This is a genomic window from Azospirillum palustre (assembly GCF_002573965.1).
GTDB lineage: Bacteria > Pseudomonadota > Alphaproteobacteria > Azospirillales > Azospirillaceae > Azospirillum > Azospirillum palustre.
The window spans coordinates 338,799-362,368 of the sequence record NZ_PDKW01000040.1; the positions used below are offsets into that span (position 1 = coordinate 338,799).

The following is a 23,570-nucleotide window of genomic DNA, read 5'->3' on the forward strand; positions in this document are numbered from 1 at the left end:
CGTCTTTCCCTTCCGTCAGAGGCCTCTCACCGCCAGGCGGCGGTGATGGCGGCCTCGACCTGCGGCAAGGCATCGGGATCGATGCTCATCGTGCCGGCCGCCGGCGGAGCGAACCCTGCCATGGCCTGCACCAGCCGGTCCACCATGGAGTCCAGCAGCACGCTTCCGTCGGCTGTCTCGATGCTGTCCATCTGATGCTCGACGCCGCTGTACCAGCCGGCGATGGTCACCTTGTCGGCCGTACCGACCACCTGAACCTCCAGATCGGTGCCCGATTTCGTGAACCAGAGCTGGTGGGCATCGATGCCGGCGTCGAACACCAGCCGGTCACGGTCGATGTCGCCATCGTTCTCGACGATGCGGTCGCGCCCATCCCCGCGTCCGAACCGGTAGACATCGTCGCCCAGCCCGCCGGCCAGCGTGTCGTCCCCGGCACCGCCGCTCAAGGTGTCGTCGTTGAGCACCGACCTGGAAACCACGACGCTGTTGGAGGCGAACCCGACGATGTCGGCCCGTCCGTCGCCGTCGACATCGGCGAGCTGACGGGGGTAGGTATTGTAGTTGCTCCAGCCGTTGTAGCCATAGTCGCTTGTGCCGATGCGCATCCGACTGAAAGTGCCGTCCGCCTGACCGAATGACACGTAAGCCCCGTTGCTGGCGAAGCCGACGATGTCCATCCGGCCGTCGCCATTCACATCGGCCAGTTCACGGGGATATTGGTCCTGGCTTGTCCACCCGCCGGTGTTTTTGGTGAAGTTATCGCTGTAGGCGACTTTCATCGGGGCGAACGTGCCATCGGCCCGCCCCTGCGCAATAAAGACCTGATCGCCACCGAAACCGACGATGTCCGCCATGCCATCGCCGTCGACGTCGCCCAGAAGACGGGGATAGTCGTTGCCGTTGGTCCAACCGTAGCCGGTGGTGAAGCTGCCGTTGTAGGCGAGATTGACGGCCCCGAAAGTTCCGTCCGCCTGCCCCAGGGAGGTCACCACGCCGACGCTGGAGAAGCCTACAATGTCCGCCCTGCCGTCACCGTTCACATCCCCAAGCAGTCGGGGATATTGGCTCATGCTGGTCCAGGTGGTGCCATAGGTGAGATTTCCGGTCAGCGCCCTCTGTGCGGTTGCGAAGGTGCCGTCCGCCTTGCCCAGAGCCACCCGCACTTCGTTGCTGGCGAAGCCAACGATGTCCATTCGTCCATCGCCATTGACATCGGCCAGCATTCGGGGAGTGACGTTCTGGCTGTTCCAGCCGTTATAACCGGGCGTGAAATCCCCATTGTAGGCGACCTGGACCGGCCCGAAGCTGCCATCCGCCTTGCCAAGGGCAATTTGAACCGAAGTGCTGGAGAAACCGACGATGTCCGCCCGGCCGTCGCCATTCACGTCGCCGGTCAAGCGTGGAACATAGTCCTGCGTCGTCCAGGTGACTGAAAAAGCGCCATTGAACACCGTAGACATCGAATCGAACAGGTATGTGCCGCTTCCCGACCCGGCATCGCCGATCAGGTTGTCGTTGCCGTCGCCCCCCTCCAGCACGTCCCGTCCGGTGCCGCCGACCAGCGTGTCGGCGCCAGCCCCGCCGGTCAGCCGGTCGTCGTCGGCATTGCCGGCAAGCACATCGTCGCCATCGCCGCCGTCGATGGTGTCGTTGCCGACGCCGCCCGACAGGCTGTCGTTGCCGCCGCCGCCCAGCAGGGTGTCGTTGCCGCCTTCGCCATAGGCGACGTCGAAGTCGCCGGAACCGGCAACGTCGGCCCGGCTGTCCAGCAGATCGTCGCCGTCGCCGCCATGCAGTTCGTCGCGGCCGGTGCCGCCGATCAGCGTGTCGTTGCCGGCATAGCCGGCCAGCACGTCGTTGCCGCCCCGTCCGTCGAGCAGGTCGCCGTTCGCATAGCCGAACAGCGCATCGTTGCCGGCGCCGCCGATGGTTTCCAACCGCAGGGCCGGATCCGACAGCAGCACCTCCGTCCCGTCCTGGAAGCGGACGGTCTGCAGATAGTTGCTGCCGTTGCCAGCACCGCTGAAGCGGTTGGAGATGACCACCTGCTCGGGCCGGTCGCGGAAGCGCAGCACCAGATTGTTGTCGAAACGCGCGATCTGAAGCTGGTCGGCCGCAAACCCCTCGCCGAACAACAGCGTGTCGTTGCCGCCGCCGCCGATGATGGTGTCCCGGCCGCCATCGTAAATCACCAGATCGTCGCCGGCGCCGCCATCGATGTTGTCGTCGCCGGCACCGCCCTGGATGGTGTCGTTGCCCGCCTCGCCATAGAGAAGGTCGTTGCCGGCACCGCCCTGGATGATGTCGTCCCCGTCGCCCCCCTGGATGCTGTCGTCGCCCGCCTCGCCATAGAGGAAATCGTTGCCGGCCCCGCCGTTGAGCGTGTCGATGCCGTCGCCGCCATACAGTTCGTCGGAACCGTTGTTGCCCGCCAGGGCGTCGTTGCCGGTGCCGCCCAGCAGCGTGTCGGCGCCGTCACCGCCCGACAGGGCGTCGTTGCCGGCACCTCCGTCGAGCAGATCGTCGCCGGTGCCACCGTAAAGGGTTTCGCCGCCGCCACCGCCGCGCAGGGTATCGTCGCCATCGTCGCCGGAAAGCGTATCGTTGCCGTTGATGTCGTCGCTGTTGTCGAGCAGGTCGTTGCCGGCGCCGCCGAACACCTGATCGCTTCCCGCCCCGCCATACAGGATGTCGTCACCGCCATAGCCATAGATGCTGTCGTTGCCGCCACCGCCACGGATGGTGTCCGAAGCGGCATAGCCCTCAAGCGTGCGGGCCGCGGCATCGTCCCAAGTGTCGATGATGAGGCCCGGATTGCTCAGATCGACGGTCCTTCCATCGGCGAACAGCAGGGTTTGCAGGTAATTGGTGCCGTTGCCGGCACCGCTGAACCGGTTGGCGACGACGATCCGGTCGGTCTTGCCGTTGAAGCGGACATGCAGGTCGTTGCCGTAACGCTCGAACCGCAGATCGTCGCTGCTATAGCCTTCACCGAAGGACAGCGTGTCGTTGCCGCCGCCGCCGGTCACCGTGTCGGCGCCGCCCTGGTAAAGCACGAGGTCGTCGCCGGCCCCGGTGACGATCCAGTTGGCGCCGGCACCGCCGGCCAGCGTGTCGTTGCCGTCCTCGCCGTAAAGTGAATCGGCATCGTCCCCGCCCGACAGGATGTCGGCACCGGCACCGCCATACAGCGTGTCGACCCCGGCCCCGCCCAGCAGGCTGTCGTCGCCGGCGTCGCCATACAGGATATCGTTGCCGTCATCGCCATTCAGAGTGTCGTTGCCGGCGCCGCCATACAATGTGTCGACACCGGCACCGCCGGATAGGCTGTCCCTGCCGTCATCGCCCTTGATGGAATCGTTGCCGGCATTGCCCTCGATCAGGTCGTCGCCATCGCCGCCATAGAGCGCATCGTTGGCGGCACCGCCATAAAGCGTGTCGTTCCCCGCCTCGCCATACGCACTGTCGCCGCTGGCCGTGTCGTCCCGGCTGTCGATCAGATCGTCGCCATCGCCGCCGTAAAGGGCATCGGCGCCGGTGCCGCCATACAGCGTGTCGTTGCCGCCATAGCCATAGATCGCGTCGGTGCCGCCGTTGCCACGGATCTCGTCGCCGGCATTGTAGCCTTCCAGCACATGCCCAACGTCGCTGTCGCGCGTGGCGATGAACAGGTCGGCTCTGGACAGATCCACCGTTCCGCCATCGGCGAAGCGCAGGGTCTGCACATAGCTCGCCCCCTCGCCATTGCCGTTGAAGCGGTTGGCGACGACGATCCGCTTGCCGAGAGCATCGAAGACCAGATGGAGGTCCTTGCCGAACCGCTCCAGCCGCAGGCCAGCCTGGTCGTAGCCTTCGCCGAAGACCAACTCGTCATTGCCGCCGCCTCCGACCACGGTGTCGGCGCCGCCTTCATAAACGATGCTGTCGTTGCCGGCACCGCCGTCGATGGAATTGGCACCGGTGCCGCCCAACAGCGTGTCGTTGCCGGCACCACCGTACAGCGTGTCGTTGTCGGTGCCGCCGGACAGGCTGTCGTCGCCGTCGCCGCCTTCGAAATAATCGGCGCCGGCACCGCCATACAGCCGGTCCGCACCGATTCCGCCATACAGCGCATCATTGCCGTCCCCGCCGATCAGCAGGTCGTCGCCGGCATAGCCGTACAGGGTGTCGTTGCCGCCGCCACCGTCGATGGTGTCGTTGGCCCTGTATCCGTAGAAGGTTTCCGCCGTCGGCTGCCCATGGGTTTCCATCACGATGGTCTGGGCGGACAGGTCGATGGTGCTGCCATCGGCGAAGGTCACGGTCTGCACGAAATTCGCACCGTCGCCCTCGCCGCTGAACCGGCCGGCCAGGACGATGCGGTCGCCGGTGTCGCGGAAGTTCAGATGCAGGTCGGTGCCGATGCGCGAGAGGTACATCCGGTCCCGGTTCAGTCCGGCACCCAGCACCAGCACGTCGTTGCCGCCACCGCCGGTGATGCTGTCCACGCCGTCACCGGAGGAGAAGCGGATCACGTCGTCGCCGGCCCCGCCGTCGATGGTGTCGTTGCCGGCCTCGCCGTCCAACGTATCGTTGCCGTCCTCACCATAGAGGTAATCGTTGCCGCCACCGCCGTCGATCAGATCGTTTCCGGCGCCGCCATAAGCGACATCGACCCCGCCGCCGCCATAAATGGTGTCGTTGCCAGTCCCGCCATAGGACGCATCGTTTACGCCGCCTGCGGCCGGATCATCGCGATTGTCAATCAGGTCGTCGCCGGCACCACCGTGCATCTCGTCGGACCCGGCGCCGCCCAGAATGGTGTCGTCGCCGGCCCCGCCGAGGATGGTGTCGTTGTCGGCACCGCCTGACAAGCTGTCGTTGCCTTGTCCGCCGCTGAGCGCATCGTTGCCAGTGCCGCCGTCAACGACGTCGTTGCCAATTTCGGGAGACGCGGAAGGAGACGGTAGAAGCGAATTCAGAGACCACTCTACCGGTGAATAGTTCTCCCAGATATAGAAGCCGGCGGATATGGGATATCCATCCACCTCTACACCGGCAATGAAGACCGCGTTGCTGGCCCGCCACTGCCCCCAGTTGTTATTGACAATACTGATTTTCAGACGGCTGGCTTCGCTCACGTCCCGTATGGTGAGGCGGTAGTCCCTTAGCTGACCGACATACTGAATGTAATTTCCCGTCGGATCGAGGTGCGAATAGTAAACATTGATTGTCTCGTCCATGACGACGTTGCCGTCGAGCGTCACGATGACGCGAGGCCAGCCATTAACGGTATGCCCACCGAGCCTCAGTCGAACGGTTATCACCTCGTTTCCGGCAGTCGATATCTCGTCGCCCCACAAACGGTCTTCTCCAGCGGAACCGACAACCGTGTCGTTCCCGTTTCGGCCGAAGACCATATCGTTGCCGTCCCCGCCGTCGACCACGTCCTCACCGTCGCCGCCATCCAGGTAATCCTGGTCGGCGCTGCCCGTCAGCGTATCCTCACCGCCATAGCCATAGATCGTATCGTTGCCAGCCTGCCCGTCGATGGTGTCGCCGACGTTGTAGCCTTCCAGCTTCTCGCTTCCTGCGCCGCCGATCGTCTGGATCACCAGATCCTGCCGCGTCATATCCTCCAGCGATCCGTCGGCAAAGCGCAAGGTCTGGGCATAGGCGGCACCGTCGCTGGCACCGTTGAAGCGGTCCTTGACGATGATCTGGTCGGTCCGCCCGGTGAAGCGCACGTAAAGGTCGTTGCCGAAGCGGGCGTAATACAGCGTGCTCCTGTCGAAGGACGCATCCAGTTCGATGACGTCGTTGCCGCCAGTGTTGTAGACGATGTCCTGACCGCCGTCGAACCGGATGACGTTGCTCCCGGTTCCGCCATAAAGCGTGTTGATGCCGGCCCCGCCGATCAGGGTGTCGTCTCCGGCATCGCCATAGAGCGTGTCATCCCCCTCACCGCCATCCAGCGTGTCGAGCCCGTCACCGCCTTCAAGGCGGTCGGCACCGACCCCACCGATCAGCGTGTCGTCGCCCGACCCGCCATAGAGCTGGTCGTTGCCGGTCCCACCGTCCAGCGTGTCGTTCCCACCATAGCCATAGATGCTGTCGTTGCCATCGACGCCCTGGATCAGGTCGCCGACATTGTAGCCTTCCAGTTTTTCGGAAGCCGCGGTCGCCAACGTCTCCAGCGTCAGCGTCGGGTCGGTCAGGTCTACCCGCTGTCCATCGGAGAATAGCAGGGTCTGGACATAGCTCGCCCCGTCACCGGCGCCGTTGAAGCGGTTCTTCAGCACGATCTCGTCGGCCGCACCGCGGAAGCGTAGATAGAGATCGTTGCCGAAACGGGCAAAATAGAGATCCTCCCGCCGCAGCCCGGTGCGGATCTCCAGGATGTCGTTGCCGCCATCGTTGGTGATGGTGTCCCGGCCGCCGGCATGGCGGATCACGTCGTCGCCCAAGCCGGTCAGGATGCTATTGGCGCCCGCCCCGCCTTCCAGAGTGTCGGCGCCGTCACCGCCCTGAAGGCTGTCGTTGCCGTCGCCACCCAGCAGGCTGTCGTCGCCGGCATTGCCCTCCAGCCAATCGTTGCCGGCGTTGCCCTCCAGCCGGTCGTCGCCATCCCCGCCGGAGAAGGTCTCGGCCGCGTCGCCGCCGAGGATGGTGTCGTTGCCCGCCTCGCCATAGGCGACGTTCAGCGACGCCCCAGTGCCGGCATCGTCCCGGTTGTCGATCAGGTCGTTGCCGTCGCCGCCATAGAACTGGTCGGCTCCCACGCCACCGATCAGGGTGTCATCGCCGGCCCCGCCGGTCAGGCTGTCGTTGCCGTCGCCGCCTTGCAGCAGGTCGTCGCCATCGTCGCCGTTCAGCCGGTCGTCGCCGGCACCGCCGATCAGCGTGTCGTCGCCCGACCCGCCATAGAGTTGGTCGTTGCCGGTCCCACCGTCCAGCGTGTCGTTCCCGCCATAGCCATAGATCGTGTCGTTGCCGCCGACGCCCTGGATCAGGTCGCCGACATTGTAGCCCTCCAGCTTTTCGGAACCGGCAGTCGCCAGCGTTTCCAGCGTCAGCGTCGGGTCGGTCAGGTCCGCCCGCTGCCCGTCGGCGAACAGCAGGGTCTGGACATAGCTCGCCCCGTCGCCCGCACCGTTGAAGCGGTTCTTCAGCACGATCTCGTCGGCCGCACCGCGGAAGCGCAGATAGAGGTCGTTGCCGAAGCGGGCGTAATACAGGTCCTCCCGCCGCAGGCCGCTGCGGATTTCCAGGACGTCGCTGCCGCCCTCGTTGGTGATGGTGTCCCGGCCGCCGGCATGGCGGATCACGTCGTCGCCCAGGCCGCTCAGGATGGTGTTGGCCCCCGTCCCGCCTTCCAGCGTGTCGGCGCCATCGCCGCCCGAAAGGAAGTCGTCGCCGTCACCACCCTGCACGCTGTCGTTGCCGGCGTCGCCGTACAGCGTGTCGTTGCCGGTGTCGCCGGACAGGCGGTCGTCACCCTCTCCGCCTTCCATGTAGTCGGTCCCGGCCCCGCCGACGATCAGGTCGTTGCCCGCACCGCCATAATGCAGGTCGGCATCGTCGCCGCCCTCCAGCGTGTCGTCGCCGTCGCCACCCTCCAGCCGGTCGGCCCCGGCACCGCCGAGCAGCCGGTCGTTGCCGGCGCCGCCGAGCAGAACGTCGTTGCCGGCCCCGCCATCCAGCAGATCGTCGCCGCCATAACCGAGGATGGTGTCGGTGCCGCCAAGGCCGCTGATGGTGTCGTTGGCGCCGTAGCCTTCCAGCGTTTCGTCGTATTCGTGCGCCACCGTTTCCAGCACCAGCGCAGGATCTGACAGGTCGGCGCGGTCGCCGTTGGCGAACAGCACGGTCTGGACATAGCTCACGCCGTCGCCGGCCTTGTCGAAGCGTCCGGTCAGAACCACCTCGTCGCTTCGGTTGCGGAAACGCAGATACAGGTCATTGCCGAAGCGGGCGTAATACATGTCGGCCCGCGTCAGCCCGCCGCCGATCTCCAGAGTGTCGGCGCCGGCTTCGTTGGTGATGGTCTCGCGCCCGCCGTCGAAGCGGATCGTGTCGTCGCCCGCTCCGGTGAACAGCCTGTCGGTGCCGCCGCCCCCAATCAGCGTGTCGTCGCCATCGCCGGCCAGCAGGCTGTCGTCGCCGTCGCCACCCTCCAGCAGGTCGTTGCCGGCCCCGCCATCCAGCGTGTCGGCCCCCACCCCGCCGGACAGGCTGTCATTGCCATCGCCCCCGGAAAGGAAATCGGCGCCGGTGCCGCCGGACAGGGTATCGGTGCCCTCGTCGCCATAGAGGCTGTCGTTGCCGCCGCCGCCTTCGATGCTGTCGTCGCCGGTGCCGCCGGACAGGGCGTCGGAGCCACCGCCGCCGAGGATGGTGTCGTTGCCGGCCTCACCGTAAGAACGATCGAAACGGCCATCGGTACCGGAATCGCCGCGGCTATCGATCAGGTCGTTGCCGTCGCCGCCATACATCACCTCCCAGCCGGTATCGCCAATCAGCGTATCGTCGCCGCCATAGCCGTAGATGGTGTCGTCGCCGCCTCGACTGTTGATCCAGTCGCCGACATTGTAGCCCTGCAAATACTCGCTGGCATTGGTCGCATCGGTCTCCAGCGCGATGTCGGTGCGGGTCAGGTCGAAACCGGTGCCGTCGGCAAAGGCCAGCCGCTCCACATAGGACGCGCCATCGCCCGCCCCGTTGAAGCGGCTGGCGACGATGATCTCGTCGGTGGACCGCCCACGGAAGCGGATGTGGAGGTCGTTGCCGAAACGGGCGAAATAGAGATCGCCGCGGCCGATGCCGGGATCGAACTCGATGCGGTCGAACCCGGCGGCATCGATGATGGTGTCTCGCCCGTCGCCGATGCGGTAGACGTAAACGTCGTTGCCGCCGCCGCCACGGATGGAGTCGGCACCGGTCCCGCCGTCGATGGTGTCATCACCGTCCTCGCCGTCGATGCTGTCGTTGCCGCCGCCCCCCGACAGGCTGTCGTCGCCGGTGCCGCCGAAGATGACATCGGAACCGCCGCCGCCCAGGACGGTGTCGTTGCCGTCGCGGCCATAGATCACGTCGCTCGCGCCGTCGGTGCCGGGATCGTCGCGGCCGTCGATCAGATCGTCGCCCGTACCGCCATCGATGGAATCCGATCCGGTGCCGCCGATCAGCGTGTCGTTGCCGGCATAGCCGAGGATCGTGTCGTTGCCGGCCGCCCCCTCGATCCGGTCGCCGACATTGTAGCCCTGCAGATACTCCGCGGCTGCGTTCGCCACCGTCTCCAGCGCGATGTCAGTGCGGGTCAGGTCGAAGCTGGTGCCGTCGGCGAAGGCCAGCCGCTCCACGAAGGAGGTGCCGTCGCCGGCCCCGTTGAAGCGGCCGGTCACCACGATCTCGTCGGTCGGCCGCCCGCGGAAGCGGATGTAGAGGTCGTTGCCGAACCGCGCGAAATAGAGATCGCCGCGGCCAATGCCGGGACCGAACTCGATGCGGTCGAGCCCGGCGCTGTCCAGGATGTAATCGCGCCCATCGCCGATGCGGTAGACATAGACATCGTTGCCGGTCCCGCCGTCCAGCGTGTCGTTGCCGATGCCGCCGATCAGCGTGTCGTTGCCGCCGCCGCCGCTCAGCCGGTCATCGCCGTCCTGGCCCAGCAGCAGGTCGTCGGTCGCCGCCCCGGTCAGCAGGTCGCCGCCGGTGCCGCCCAGCATCGCCAGTTCGCCCAGCGGCATGGTGGTGCCGTCGGCGAAGGTCAGCCCCGCCAGCCCGCTGGTGCCGTCGCTGGCCGAGAAATGGTTGACGACGCGGATCTGCCGGCCGGTGGCACGGACCTGCACGATCAGGTCGCCGCCGGACCGCGTCAGCACGACGTCCTTCCAGTCCAGCCCGTCGGGCAGGCCCACCGTGTCGCCGCTGCCGGGGAAGACGATCAGGTCGGTGTCGATGCTGCCGAAGCGGAAGACCGACGGGCCGTCGCCGCCGATGAAGACGTTGCCGGCCCCCAGCACCCACGGAATCCCGGCCGCGAAGTTGATCTCATCGAGCTGGTTCAGGAAATGGTTGACCACCAGCACGTTGATCGTGCCGTCGGCCGAGACGATGCGCAGATCGTCATGCTCGCGCACCAAGCGCAGGTTGGCCGGCGGGATGCCCGCGCCGAAGACCAGCCGGTTGTCGCCGCCCGCCGGATGGATCGTCACCGGGCCGCTGCCGGAACCGACGCTGAAACTGTTGTTGCCGCGGCTGCCGATCAGGATGCCGTTGCCGGCAACCGCCCAGCTCTGGCCGTCGTCGTAACGGACGGTGGACAGGCCGGACCCGCTGCCCGCCAGCCCGGTGGGGCCGAAATGGTTGACCACCGTCAGGTCGACGCTGCCGTCGTCGGTGAAGATGTGCAGGTTGACGCCGTCGCGCTCCATCCGTACCAGCGCCGGGTCGATGCCGGGACCGAAATACAGCCGGTCGCTGCCGCCGCCGGGGAAGAGATAGCGCTGGCCCTGGCCGGGCAGGATGGTGAAATCGTCGGTTCCCTGCTGGCCGAACATCACGCTGTCGCCCTGCAGGTTGAGCGTCAGCCCGCCGGAGAAGGTGATGGCGTCCAACCCGCGCGCCAGCCCATCGGTGGGAGCGGTGAAGTGGTTGACGACGCGCACGACGCGTCCGCTGCCGATGAAGGCGACCACCAGATCGACGCCGTCCTGCCGCAGGGTCACGTCGCCGGGCGAAACGTCCGGCCCGAAGACAATCTGGCTGCCGCCGCCGCCGGCATGGACGATCTGGGTGGCCGGCCCGGTCTTGCCGATGGTGAAGCGGTCGCCGCCCCCACCGCCGATCAGCGTGTAGGGCGAGTTGAGGTCGAACACCCGCCCGTCGGAGAAGTCCAGCTGGCCGACGCCGCCGAAATAGTTGAGGACGGTCACCACCTGCTGCGTGCGGTCGATGAAGACCTGCAGGTCGGATCCGGTGCGGATCAGCCGCACCTCCGTGCTGTCGATGTCCTCGAACACCACGCGGTCGCCGCCTTCGGCATAGATGGTCTTCGACCCGCTGTCCGGACCGACCAGGAAGACCGTTCCGCCCTGGCCGCCGATCAGCAGGTTGTCGCCGGTCAGCGGCAGCACCGAACCGTCGGGGCGCGTCAGCGAGTCCATCGGCGTGCCGGCGAAATGGTTGACGATGGTCAGCGCGTCCGTGGTGCCGTCGATGGTGATGCGCAGATTGTCGCCGATGCGCGCCACCCGGATCTTGGATCCGTCCACCGTATCGACGAAGCGCAGGGTGTCGTCGCCGGCGCTGTCGGGGTAGACGATCACGTCGCCCATGCCGCGCTGGATCACGAACTGGTCGTGGCCGGTGCCGCCGATCAGCACCTTGCCGCCCTGGATGTTCCAGGTGGTGCCGTTGTTGAAGACCAGATCGCCGATGCCGTTCATGGCGAAATGGTTGACGATGACCATCTCGTTCGGCTGGCCGACGATGGTCAGATGCAGGTCGTTGCCGACGCGCACGATGCGGGTCTTGCCCGGATCGGCGTCGATGGCCAGATGCTGGCCGGGCGCGCCGGGATAGATGTACATCGGCCCGGCGGGAATCGTCTCCGCCCCGCCGCCGCTGATGAAGATGTTGGTGCCGATGATCGGCCAGACGACGCCGCCAGCGAAGACGATCTCCGGAATCGCCACCACGCCGCCGGTGGCGAACTGGTTGACGATGGTCATGCTGTCGGTGCCGGCGGTGACGCGCAGATCGTTGCCGACACGGGTCAGGCGGACGGTGGACGGGTCGATGCCGGGCGCCACCTCGATGCGGTCGCCACCGCCCTGGCCGCCGCCGCCATAGACGACGACGGCACCGGAGCCGGGCGACAGCACGAACCGGTCGGCACCGTCGGTGCCGATGCGGGCGCCGGGACCGCCGACCGTCCAGATCCTGCCGTCGGCGAAGGCGATGTCGCGCGCCTCGTTGCCCAGGAAATGGTTCAGCACCTTGACCGTGTCGCTGCCGTCGCGCATGACGATCTCAAGATCGTCGCCGACCCGGCGCACCAGCGTGTCCAGGCTGTCGAAGCCGGTCCCCAGCCGCAGGCGGTCGCTGCCGCCGCCGGGGTAGAGCGACACATGGCCGATGCCCGGTGCGGCGGTGAAGGTGTCGGTGGCGCTGGTCCCGACCATGATGCTGGCGCCCCAGATGTTCCAGGTGTCGCCGTCGATGAAGCGCAGCGTGTGCACGCCGCCGCTCGCCCCGCCGGAGAAGTGGTTCAGGACGGTCAGCTTGTCGGGCAGCGTGCGCAGGCCGATCACCAGATCGTCGCCGACCCGCTGCATGGTCACGCTCGCCTTGTCGATGCCGGGACCGATGACGATCTGGTCGTTGCCGCCGCCGGGCAGGATCGATTTGGAACCGCCGCCGACCGTCAGGGTATAGCTGTCGTCGCCCGCTCCCCCGATCAGCAGGGCGGGATCGGACAGGTTCCAGAAGCGCCCGCCGGCATAGACATTCTCAAGCAGCGACGCCCCCCAGCCGCTGGCGAAATGGTTCAGCGCCGTCACCTTGTCGGCGGACCCTTTCACCGAAATGACGAGGTCGTCGCCGACGCGGGTGAACTCCAGCTTGTCGGCGCCGATGGCCGAGCCGAGATTCAGCGTGTCGATGCCCTTGCCGGCGAACAGCGTGACCGCCCCGTCGCCCGGCTTGAAGGCGAAGACGTCGGCGGTGTCGCCGCCCATGCGGAATCCGGCCCCGCCGTCCAGCGGCCACACCGTCCCGTCGGCGAAGGTCAGGCTGCGCAGCACGCCGTTGCCGGCGCCCGCGTCGTTGAAATGGTTGAGCACCACCACCCGGTCGTCGGCATTGCCGATCTGGATGACCAGCTTGTCGCCGTCCCGGCGCAGCGCCACCTGCGACGGGACGATGCCGGCGGCCAGGACCAGCCCGTCGCGGCCGCCGCCGGTCGCGAGCACACGCTCGCCCAGGCCCGCAGCCACCTCCACGCGCTCGTCGGCGGCGGTGCCGGCGATCAGGCGGGTATTGTCGATGGACCATTCGGTTCCATCGCCGAAGCGGATGGTCCGATAGCCATCGGCATTGCCGTCGAAATGCTGCTTGATCAGCCAGGACGCGCCGCTGCCGTCATAGGAGACGCGCAGGTCGTCGCCCTCGCGTGTCAGCCGCATGCGGTCGGGATCGACGGTCAGCGCGAAGGCAATGGTGTCGGTACCGGCGCTGCCGTAGAGAATCGTCTGCCCGCCATCCAGCCCGAAGACCATGCGGTCGTCGCCGCTGCTGCCGATGCGGATGTCGTTGCCGCGCACGCGCCAGTAGCTGCCGTCGGCCAGTTCGATGGCCTCCACCCCGCCATTGCCGGCACCGGCCAGCGCCTCGGCCGAGAAATGGTTGAAGAGCAGGATCGACCGGTCGGTGCCGGCGATGCGGATCTCCAGGTCGTCGCCCTTGCGCGACAGGCGCAGATCGTCGGCGCCCACATCGGCGCCGAAGCGGATGACGTTCACTCCGGCATCGGCATGCAGGCTGTGGCTGGCGAAGCCGGGCTCGATGGCGACGGTGTCGTCGCCGGTGCTGCCCAGCAGCAGGTCGTCGCCCCACACCGGCCAGACCACGCCGTCGGCGAACTGGATCTGGCGGACGCTGCCGTCCCCCGCCCCGGCGGCGCCGTTCGGGGCGAAATGGCCCATGATGGTGATGCGGTCGCGGGCATAGCCGTCCTCCCCGGCCGGGCCGCCCTGGGCGTCGAACAGGATGTGCAGGTCGTCGTCGATCCGCACCAGATGCGCGATCTCGTGCCGGAAGCCGGAACCGAGCCGCACCGTGTCGTTGCCGCCCTCGCCGAATACCACCACATGGCCGGCGCCGGACGGCGCGGTCAGGACATCGTCCCCTGCCGTGCCGGTGACCACGAGGTCGCCGAACATGCGCACGCCGTCCTGCACATAGACCGTGGTCGCCCCGCGGCTGTACAGGTTGTACAGCACGGAACCGATGGTCTGGCTGCCGCCGCGGCGCCAGCCGGACTCCTTGAAGGTCACCAGATCGTTGCGGTCGCCGGTGACGTAGAGCGGCGCCCCGCCGGTGTCGGCGACGATGCCCTGCTCGTTCAGGATCAGGGTCTGGCGGCCCGGATGGCCGAGGTCGATCATCTCGACGCCATGGACCCCGCCGGCGTCGGCGCCGGTCACCACCAGCCGCTCGCCCTCGAAGCGCAGGGTGTCGAAGCCGCTGCCGCCGTCGATGCCGGCGAAGCCGTCGTCCAGCACCCGCAGCGTGTCGTCGCCCGCCCCGCCGGACAGGCTGTCGGCACCGCCGCGGCCGTCCAGATAGTTGGCGGCGCCGTCGCCGGTCAGGCTGTCGGCAAGACCGGTGCCGATCAGGTTCTCCACCCCGTCCAGCCGGTCGCCCTCGGCATGGCCGCCGCGGCCGATGCCGGTGGCGAGATTGACCGACACCGCGGCATCCGACGCCGAATAGTCGGCGGTGTCGATCCCCGCACCGCCGCTCAGGCTGTCGGCGCCGATCCCGCCGATCAGCGTGTCGTTGCCGCTGCCGCCGCGCAGGCGGTTGGCACCGGCATCGCCGGTCAACCGGTCGTCGGCGGCGGAACCGGTCAAATTCTCGATCCCCGACAGCACGTCGCCGGTGGCGTCGCCGCCGGTTGCCGTTCCATCGGCAAGGCTGACCGTCACCCCGGCGGCCGAGCCGGTGTAGTCGGCGGTGTCCGATCCGGCGCCGCCGATCAGCGTGTCGGCACCGGCGCCGCCGCGCAGGGTGTTGTCCTGCGCATCGCCGGTCAGCAGGTCGGCACGGGTCGAACCGAACAGGTTCTCGACCCCGATCAGCACATCCCCCTCAGCCGTGCCGCCGATCCCGGTGCCAGCAGACAGATCGACCGTCACCGCCGCGCCGGACGCCGAATAGTCGGCGGTGTCGCTGCCGGCCCCGCCGATCAGCGTGTCGGCGCCCGCCCCGCCCACCAGCGTGTCGTTGCCGCCGGCACCGTCCAGGACGTTGGCCCCGCCGTCGCCGGTCAACCGGTCGCCGAAGGCGGAGCCGGTCAGGTTCTCGACCCCGCTCAGCCGGTCGCCCTGGGCGTCGCCGCCGCTGCCGGTGCCGCTCGCCAGGCTGACGCTCACCGCGGCGGCGGAGGCCAGATACTCCGCGGTGTCGATGCCATCGCCGCCGATCAGCGTATCGGCACCTCCCAGCCCGGCGAGCGTGTCGTTGCCGCCGCGCCCGTCGAGCCGGTTGGCGCTCGCATCGCCGGTCAGCCGGTCGTCATGGTCGGAGCCGGACAGGTTCTCGATGCCGGACAGCACATCGCCCTCGGCATCGCCACCCGATCCGGTGCCGCCGGCCAAATTCACCGCGACGCCGTCAGCAGAGGCCGCATAGTCGGCGCTGTCGATGCCATCGCCGCCGATCAGCGTGTCGGCTCCCACACCACCGGACAGCCAGTCGTCCCCGCCGCCGCCATCCAGCCGGTTGGCGCCGGCATCGCCGGTCAGCCGGTCGGCGCCGGCCGAGCCGGTGACATTCTCGATCCCGGACAGAAGGTCGCCTTCGGCATCGCCGCCGGTGCCGGTCCCCGCCGCCAGATCGACGGCAACACCGCCGGCCGATGCGGCATAGTCGGCGGTGTCCGCCCCCTCGCCGCCGATCAGGGTGTCGGCACCGGCGCCGCCGGCCAGCAGGTCGTCGCCCGTCCCGCCGTCGAGCAGGTTCGCGCCGCCGTCGCCGGTCAGCGTGTCGTCATGGTCGGAACCGGTCAGGTTCTCGATGCCGGACAGCAGGTCGCCCTCGGCATCGCCGCCAAGCCCGGCACCGCTCGACAAATCCACCGCCACGCCCGCACCGGAGGCCGAATAGTCGGCAAGGTCGATGCCATCGCCGCCGATCAGCGTGTCGGCGCCGCCCAATCCGGCAAGCGTGTCGTCACCGCCGGCACCGTCGAGGCGGTTGGCCCCGGCGTCGCCGGTCAGCCGGTCGCCGAAGGCGCTGCCGGTCAGATTCTCGATGCCGGACAGCCGGTCGCCGTCCGCGTCGCCGCCAATGCCGGCGCCGCTGGACAGATCGACGGTCAGGCCGTCGGCCGATGCCGAATAGTCGGCAAGATCGACGCCGTCGCCGCCGATCAGCGTGTCGGCACCGCCAAGCCCGATCAGCGTGTCGTTGCCGCCGCGGCCGTCGAGCAGGTTGCCGTTGGCATCTCCCACCAGCAGATCGTCGTGATCCGAGCCGGTCAGGTTCTCGATGTCCGACAGAACGTCTCCCTCGGCATCGCCGCCGGCCGCCGTGCCCGCAGCCAGATCGACGGTCACCCCGGCAGCCGAAGCCGAATAATCGGCAGTGTCGGTGCCGGCGCCGCCGATCAGGCTGTCGCCGCCGCCGGCACCTGCCAGCGTGTCGTCCCCGGCACCGCCATCCAGAACATTCGCCCCGCCGTCGCCGGTCAGCCGGTCGCCCTGGGCCGAGCCGGTGAGGATTTCGACGCCCGACAGGACATCGCCTTCGGCATCGCCGCCCAGGCCGGTGCCGGCCGCGAGATCGACCGTCACGCCGGCTTCGGACGCGGAATAATCCGCAGTGTCGATCCCTTCGCCGCCGATCAGCGTGTCGGCGCCGCCGGCCCCAGCCAGCAGATCGTCACCGTCGCCGCCCTCCAGGCGGTTGGCAGCAGCGTCGCCGGTAAGCCGGTCGTCGTGGGCGGAGCCGACGACAGTCTCGATGCCGGTCAACCGGTCGCCCTCGGCATCGCCGCCGGTGCCCGTGCCGGCCGCCAGATCGACGGTCACGCCCGCCCCGGACGCCGCATAGGTGGCGGTGTCGATGCCGTCCCCGCCGTCGAGCCGGTCGGCACCGCTGCCGCCGTCCAGCAGATCGTCCCCCGCCCCGCCCGACAGGCTGTCGTCCCCGGCCCCGCCGGACAGGCTGTTGTCACCGCCGTCGCCGGCCAGCGTGTCGGCGCCGCCACCGGCCAGGATGGTCTCGATGCCCGACACGCGGTCGGCCATCCAGCCGCCATGGCGCACCTCGCCGGTCGCAAGATCGATGGAGATCGCGCCGGTCTCGGCGGAATAATCGGCGATGTCGATGCCGTCGCCGCCGTCGAGGACGTCGTTGCCGCCGCCTCCCTTCAGCACGTCGTTGCCGGAGCCGCCCAGCAGGGTGTCGGCGCCCAGCCCGCCGACCAGCGTATCGTCGCCGTCGCCGCCGTCCAGCCAATCGCCGTTGTAATCGGCACCCACCGTCAACCGGTCGTTGCCGGCCCCGCCGATCAGCGTGTCGCTGCCGAGGCCGCCGTCCAGCGTGTCATTGCCGGCTCCACCGTCGAAACGGTCGTCGCTCCACACGCCGTCACCGTCGCTGACCAGATCGTCGCCGTCACCGGCCAGCACGATGTCGCGGCCACCGCCGCCGACGATGGTGTCGTTGCCGCTGCCACCCTCGATGCTGTCGTCGTTTTCGCCGCCGTCGATGCTGTCGTTGCCGGCACCGCCGCTGATGACGTCGGCCCCGGTGCCGCCTTTGATGACGTCGTCGCCGCTGCCGCCGTCGAGCGTGTCGCTCACGTCGCCGCCCAGCAGCGTGTCGTTGCCGCTGCCGCCATAGAGCCGGTTGGCGTCGGTGCCGCCGTCCAGCAGATCGTCGCCCATGCCGCCATAGAGCAGGTCGGCGCCGCTGCCGCCGTACAGGCTGTCGTTGCCGGTCCCGCCGTCGAGCGTGTCGTCCTCGCTGCCGCCGTCCAGCAAATCGTTCCCGGAGCCGCCGGACAGCCGGTCGCTCTGCGATCCGCCCCGCAGCGTGTCGGCACCCGATCCGCCGCGCAGGCTGTCCTCGCCCCAATCGCCGTTCAGCAGGTCGTCGCCGGCCCCGCCCAGCAGCGTGCCGCCACCGCCGCCGCTGCCCAGCGTGTCGTTCCCGGCGCCGCCATCGAGCGTCTCCGCCCGCCAGTCGCCCGTCAGCGCGTCATTGCCGCCGACCTGCGCCTCGCCGGCCTCCAGCGCCTGCTCGTCGGCCGGGGACAGCCCGTCGATGTCGGCGGCCCCGTCGTTTCGGATCGCGGTGACGCCGATGTGGAAGACATGATCGGTTCTGAGCCCCCCGGCATCGGTGACGCGGACGGTCACCGCATGGGCGGGAGCCTGCGCATAGTCGAGCTCCGCCCCGGCGGCGACGGACAACACCCCGGTCGCCGCGTCGATTGCGAAGCGCCCGCCGGCATCGTCGGCCAGGCTGTAGGTCAGCGCGTCGCCGTCCGGGTCGCTGCCGCGGGCCGTGCCGACGACGGTTCCGGCCGATGCGTGTTCGGCAATGACGGCCCCGTCGAGCGTCACGCCGGTCGGGGCATCGTTGACGCCGGCCAGCGTCACGGTGACCGTCTGGCTGGTCACCCCGCCCCGGCCGTCGGCGATCTCGATGCGGAAGCTGTCGGTACCGGCATAATCCGCATCGGGCCGGTAGGTGAAGCGGCCGTCGGCCTCCAGCACCAGCCGGCCATGGCCCGGCCCGGCGCCGACGCCATAGGACAGCGCGTCGTCGTCGGGATCGACCGCGCCGACCGAACCGGTGACCGGCATGTCCTCCGTCCCGCTCAAGGCCTGATCGGCGGCAACCGGCGCCCGGTTGGGGGCCGCCACGACCATCCCGGCCAGATCGGCGACCGCCACCGCCCGGCCGTCCACCGTCACCTCAAGCGCGTTCCAGCTGTTGGCGACAAGCCGGATCGCCTGACCGGTGAAGCTCTGGCCGTCGTCGCCATGGCGGCGGATGAAGTCCGCCAGCTGGACGAGGTCGGCGGCGACGGCGGCGGTCACCTGACCGGCGGTCAGCGCCACGCGCAGCCGGTCATAGCCGGCACCGCCGTCCAGCGTGTCGTTGCCCGCCTGATCCGACAGGACATGGTCCAGCAGATCGTCGCCGCCGCCGGCCCGGACGAGATCGGTTCCGGCGCCGTCGGCCAGCCGGTCGGCACCCATCCCGCCGGTCAGCGTGTCGTCGCCGTCGCCGCCGTCGAGATAATCGCCGCTGTAATCGTCGCCCACGGTCAGCCGGTCGTTGCCCGCCCCGCCGATCAGGGTGTCGCTGCCGTATCCGCCCTCCAGCGTGTCGTTGCCGGCGCCGCCGTCGAAGCGGTCGTCGCTCCACACCCCGGCGCCGTCCGTCACCAGATCGTCGCCGTCGCCGGCGGTCACCACGTCACGGCCGCCGCCGCCGACGATGGTGTCGTTGCCGCTGCCGCCGTCGATGCTGTCGTCGTTCTCCCCGCCGTCGATGCTGTCGGTACCGTCGCCGCCCCGGATCAGGTCGTTGCCGGTCCCGCCGGAGATCACGTCGTTGCCGGCGCCGCCGTCCAGCGTGTCGTTGTTGCTGCCGCCCAGCAGCGTGTCGTTGCCGGCACCGCCGAACAGGCTGTTGTTGCCGGTTCCGCCATCCAGCCGGTCATTGCCGTCGCCGCCGTCCAGCCAGTCGTTGCCGTCGCCGCCGATCAGGGTGTCGTTGCCGGCATCGCCGCTCAGCGTGTCGGCGCGCCAGTCACCGGTCAGCAGATCGTCGCCGTCGGTGGTCACGGTGCTGGTCATCGGCTTGTCCTCCGGAAATGTCGGCCCGGTTGTTCCGGGCCTCGCGGCTGGTGGGTCGGATCGGAAAAAGGGAGAGTGCGTTTAGGACTTAATGCTTAGGACTTGGGTCTTATCGCTCGCGCATCGCCTCGTGGACATGGGCGAGCACCGGGGAGAGCAGGTAGTCGAGGACGCGGCGGCGGCCGGTCTTCACCTCCGCCGTCACCGCCATGCCGGGCGCCAGCGCGATGTCCTCGCCGGTCTCGCCGCGGATGGCGGTGCGCTCCAGCGCGATGCGGGCGGAGAATTTGGGGCCGTCCCGCTCGGCCGTGGCCACCGGTTCGGCAGCCCCGGTGCGTGCCGCCGCCCCGTCGGGCGGCAGGATCACGTCGTGCGAAACCGACAGGACAGTGCCGGGAAGCAGCCCATAGCGGGTGAAGGGGAAGGCATCGACCTTGATTTCCGCCGGCATGCCGGGATGGAGGAAGCCGATGTCCTTGTTTTCCACCTGCACTTCGACGATCAGGGTGCGGTTCGCCGGCACGATCACCATCAGCGGCTCCGCCGCCGTGACCACGCCGCCGACCGTGTGGACGGCAAGCTGCTGGATCATCCCGCCGACCGGCGCGGTCAGAAGCTGCCGCTCCCGCCGCCGCGCCGCCTTGGTCAGCTCCTGGCGCAAGGCGGCGGCGCGCTTTTCGGCATCGGCGAGATCGGCCATCGCCTTGCCGTCGAACTCCGCGGTCACCCGCCGCCTCTCGTCCGCCAGCCCCTTCAGTGCCGCCTCGGCCTCGGCCTCGCGGCTCTTCGCGGCGACCGCGCCATATTCGACCTCGGCAAGCTCCTTCTCCAGCTCCAGCAGGTCGAAGCGCGGGCTGTAGCCGCGCTGGGACAGGTTCCGCTTGGCCTGCACCTGTTCCCGGATCAGCGGCAGGGTGGCGCCCAGCCGGGCCTTCTCGGCGGCCAGAGCGGCGATTTCCGCCCGGCGCTGGCGTTCCTGGCTGCCGATGGCGTCGAGCGCCGCGTCGCGGGCGGTCAGCTGGTTGACGAGGATCGAGCGCTGGAGCGCCACCAGGGCGGCATCGGCGGCCGGTGACGGGTCGAAGCTGCGCCGGTCGGCCAGTGCTGCCCGCAGGCGGGATGCCTCGGTCTCCGCCACCGCCAGTTCCCATTCGGCGCGGCCGGCGTCGGCGGCGCTGTCCGTGGGGTCGAGTTCCAGCAGGACCGCGCCCTGCTCCACCTGCTGCCCTTCGGTAACGCGGATGGCGCGGACGATGCCGGGCTCCAGCGTCTGGACCAGCTTGTTGCGGTCGCTGGGAATGAGGCGCCCACGGGTGACGGCGGTGATGTCGATGTGGCCGATCCAAGCCCAGGCGACGGCGATGACGGCGAAGGCGACGATCAGCAGCGACACCGCCCTGGCGAAGGGCGACGGCGGCGTGTCCATCGCCTCCAGCGCAGCCGGCAGGAATTCCAGCTCGTGCCCGCGGCGCGGACGGAGGCGCGGCGGCGTTGGAAGAGGCGCGGATGGTGGCTGTGGCGGCGATGCGGCCGGAGCGCCGGGAGCCGGCACCGCTTCGGCTGCGCTCTCAGGCGACGCCATGATCGACCTCCGCCTGTCCGCCCGCCTGCATCCGCCACAGCGCCGCATAGCGTCCGCCGAGCCGGATCAGCTCGTCATGGGTGCCCTGCTCGGCGATCCGCCCCTCCTCCACCGTGACGATGCGGTCGCAGCCGCGCACGGTGGACAGCCGGTGGGCGACGATCAGCACCGTGCGGTTGTCGCAGATGCGGCGCATATTGGCCTGGATCGCCGCCTCGCTCTCGACGTCCAGCGCGCTGGTCGCCTCGTCGAAGATCAGGATGCGCGGATCGGTGGCGAGCGCGCGGGCGATGGCGACGCGCTGGCGCTGTCCGCCCGACAGGCTGGAGCCGCGCTCGCCGATCACCGTGTCGTAGCCTTCCGGCAGGCCCAGGATGAAGCGGTCCGCCCCGGCCAGCCGCGCCGCCTCGACGATCCGCTCCATCGGCATGCCTGGATCGGCCAGCGCGATGTTGTCGCGGATCGACCGGTTGAACAGCACATTCTCCTGGAGGACGACGCCGATCTGCCGCCGCAGCCACGCCACGTCCACCAGCGACAGATCCACGTCGTCGATCAGCACCCGGCCGGATTCCGGGACATAGAGCCGCTGCACCAGCTTGGTCAGCGTGCTTTTCCCCGACCCCGACGAGCCGACGATGCCGACCGTCTCCCCCGCCTCCACCGTCAGGTCGATGCCCTGCAAGGTGGGCGAGGCATCGGGGCGATAGCGGAAGCCGACCCGGTCGAAGCGGATGCGGCCGCGGATGGTGGGCAACGGCAGCCGGCCGGGCTTGGCCGCCGGCTCCGGCGTGGTGTTGAGGATGTCGGCCAGCCGTTCGACGGAGACGCGGGCCTGCTGGAAATCGTTCCACAGCTGGGCCAGCCGCAGCACCGGCGACGACACGCGGCCGGCCAGCATGTTCACCGCCACCAGCGCGCCGATGGTGAGCGCGCCGTCGATCACCTCCTGCGCACCGACATAGAGCAGGGCCGCCATGGTCAACTTGGACACGAGCTGGACGCCCTGGCCGGCGACCACCCCCAGGCTGGACGCGCGGAAGGCGGCGCCGACATAGGCGGCCAACCTTTCCTCCCAATGGCGGCGCATCTCCGGCTCCACCGCCATCGCCTTCAGCGTCTCGATGCCGGAGATGCTCTCGACCAGGAAGGCCTGGTTCTCCGCCCCCAGGGCGAATTTGGCCTCCAGCCGCCGCCGCAGGACCGGCGTCACGGCAAGGCTGATCGCGGCATAGACCGGCAGGGACGCCAGCACGATCCCGGTCAGCGCCGGGCTGTACCACCACATCACCGCCAGGAAGACAACGGTGAAGACCAGATCGATGACCAGGGTCAGGGCCGATCCGGTCAGGAAATCGCGGATCCGGTCCAGCTCGCGCACCCGCGCCACGTTGTCGCCGACCCGGCGCGCCTGGAAATAGGGCAGCGGCAGCGCCAGCAGATGGTCGAACAGCCGTGCGCCCAGCGTGACGTCGACCCGGCTGGTGGTGTGCGAGAACAGATAGCTGCGCAGGCCGCCCAGCACCGTTTCGAACAGCGAGACCACGACGAGGCCGACGACAAGGATGTCCAGCGTGGTCAGGCTGCGGTGCGCCAGCACCTTGTCGACGACGACCTGGAAGAACAATGGGCTGATCAGCCCGAACACCTGTAGCATGAAGGAGGCGAGCAGGATTTCCGAAAACAGCCGCCGGTATTTCAGCAGCGCCGGCACGAACCAGCCGATACCGAAACGGACCTGCGCCAGATCCAGCCCGGCCCGGCGCGCCATCAGCACCAGTTCGCCCGCCCAGGCCGGTTCGACCACCGCGCGCGGCAAGGCCAGCGGCTTCGATTCGAGCGGGTCCTGGATCAGCACCCGGTCGCCGTCGATCTTGGCGATGATGAAGTAGCGCCCGTCACGGCGCTTGGCGATGGCCGGCAACGGCGTGGCGGCCAGCCGATCCCAGCTTGTTGTCACGGATCGCGCCTTCAGGCCGAAGCGCTTCGCGGCACGCAGGATGTCCAGCGTCTCCATCGCCCGGCCACGAACGGCATGATCGTGACGGATCTGCTCCGGATCGGCGGGATGGCCCATCAGGCGCAACATGAAGATAAGGCATGACAATCCGGTGTCCGGAGTCACGCTGTCCTCAACCAGACGCGGCATGCCTCGTTTCCTGATCTGGATACCGGCGCCGGACTGAATCCGCGGACGCGTCATGGGGGCGGACAACTCCGGAGGGTTGACCTGCTTCTTCACCCGATCTGCGCGCGCTCATTCGGCACGGAACGTCTTATTACGAGCGTATGAAACTTTAATACCACCAAATAGCAAAGCGGTTGCGTTGCAATCAAGATAAATTGCTATCGCGGCAACCTTCTCTACCTAAGATGATATTCCCTTAATGGTATTAAGGGAA

3 protein-coding genes are annotated in these 23,570 nt (G+C 68.6%); all 3 read right to left on the reverse strand.

The features are described from left to right. Window positions 1-26 precede the first annotated feature (26 nt). The gene (locus CRT60_RS37520; RefSeq protein ID WP_098736556.1) at window positions 27-19,586 is read right to left on the reverse strand and encodes a calcium-binding protein; all 19,560 of its coding nucleotides are present in this window, start codon (window positions 19,584-19,586) and stop codon (window positions 27-29) included. Window positions 19,587-19,695: 109 nt separating this feature from the next. Next, the gene (locus CRT60_RS11485) at window positions 19,696-21,168 is read right to left on the reverse strand and encodes an HlyD family type I secretion periplasmic adaptor subunit (protein ID WP_098736557.1); all 1,473 of its coding nucleotides are present in this window, start codon (window positions 21,166-21,168) and stop codon (window positions 19,696-19,698) included. Continuing rightward, window positions 21,155-23,317, reverse strand: coding sequence for a type I secretion system permease/ATPase (locus tag CRT60_RS11490; protein WP_193548421.1), 2,163 nt, complete (start codon window positions 23,315-23,317; stop codon window positions 21,155-21,157). The genes CRT60_RS11485 and CRT60_RS11490 overlap by 14 nt, the downstream gene beginning before the upstream one ends. Window positions 23,318-23,570: the final 253 nt, after the last annotated feature.

Bases quoted from the DNA above. Each gene is read 5' to 3' on its own strand.
- CRT60_RS11485 (WP_098736557.1), bottom strand. From the start codon at position 21,168: ATGGCGTCGCCTGAGAGCGCAGCCGAAGCGGTGCCGGCTCCCGGCGCT.
- CRT60_RS11490 (WP_193548421.1), bottom strand. From the start codon at position 23,317: ATGCCGCGTCTGGTTGAGGACAGCGTGACTCCGGACACCGGATTGTCA.
- CRT60_RS37520 (WP_098736556.1), bottom strand. From the start codon at position 19,586: ATGACCAGCACCGTGACCACCGACGGCGACGATCTGCTGACCGGTGAC.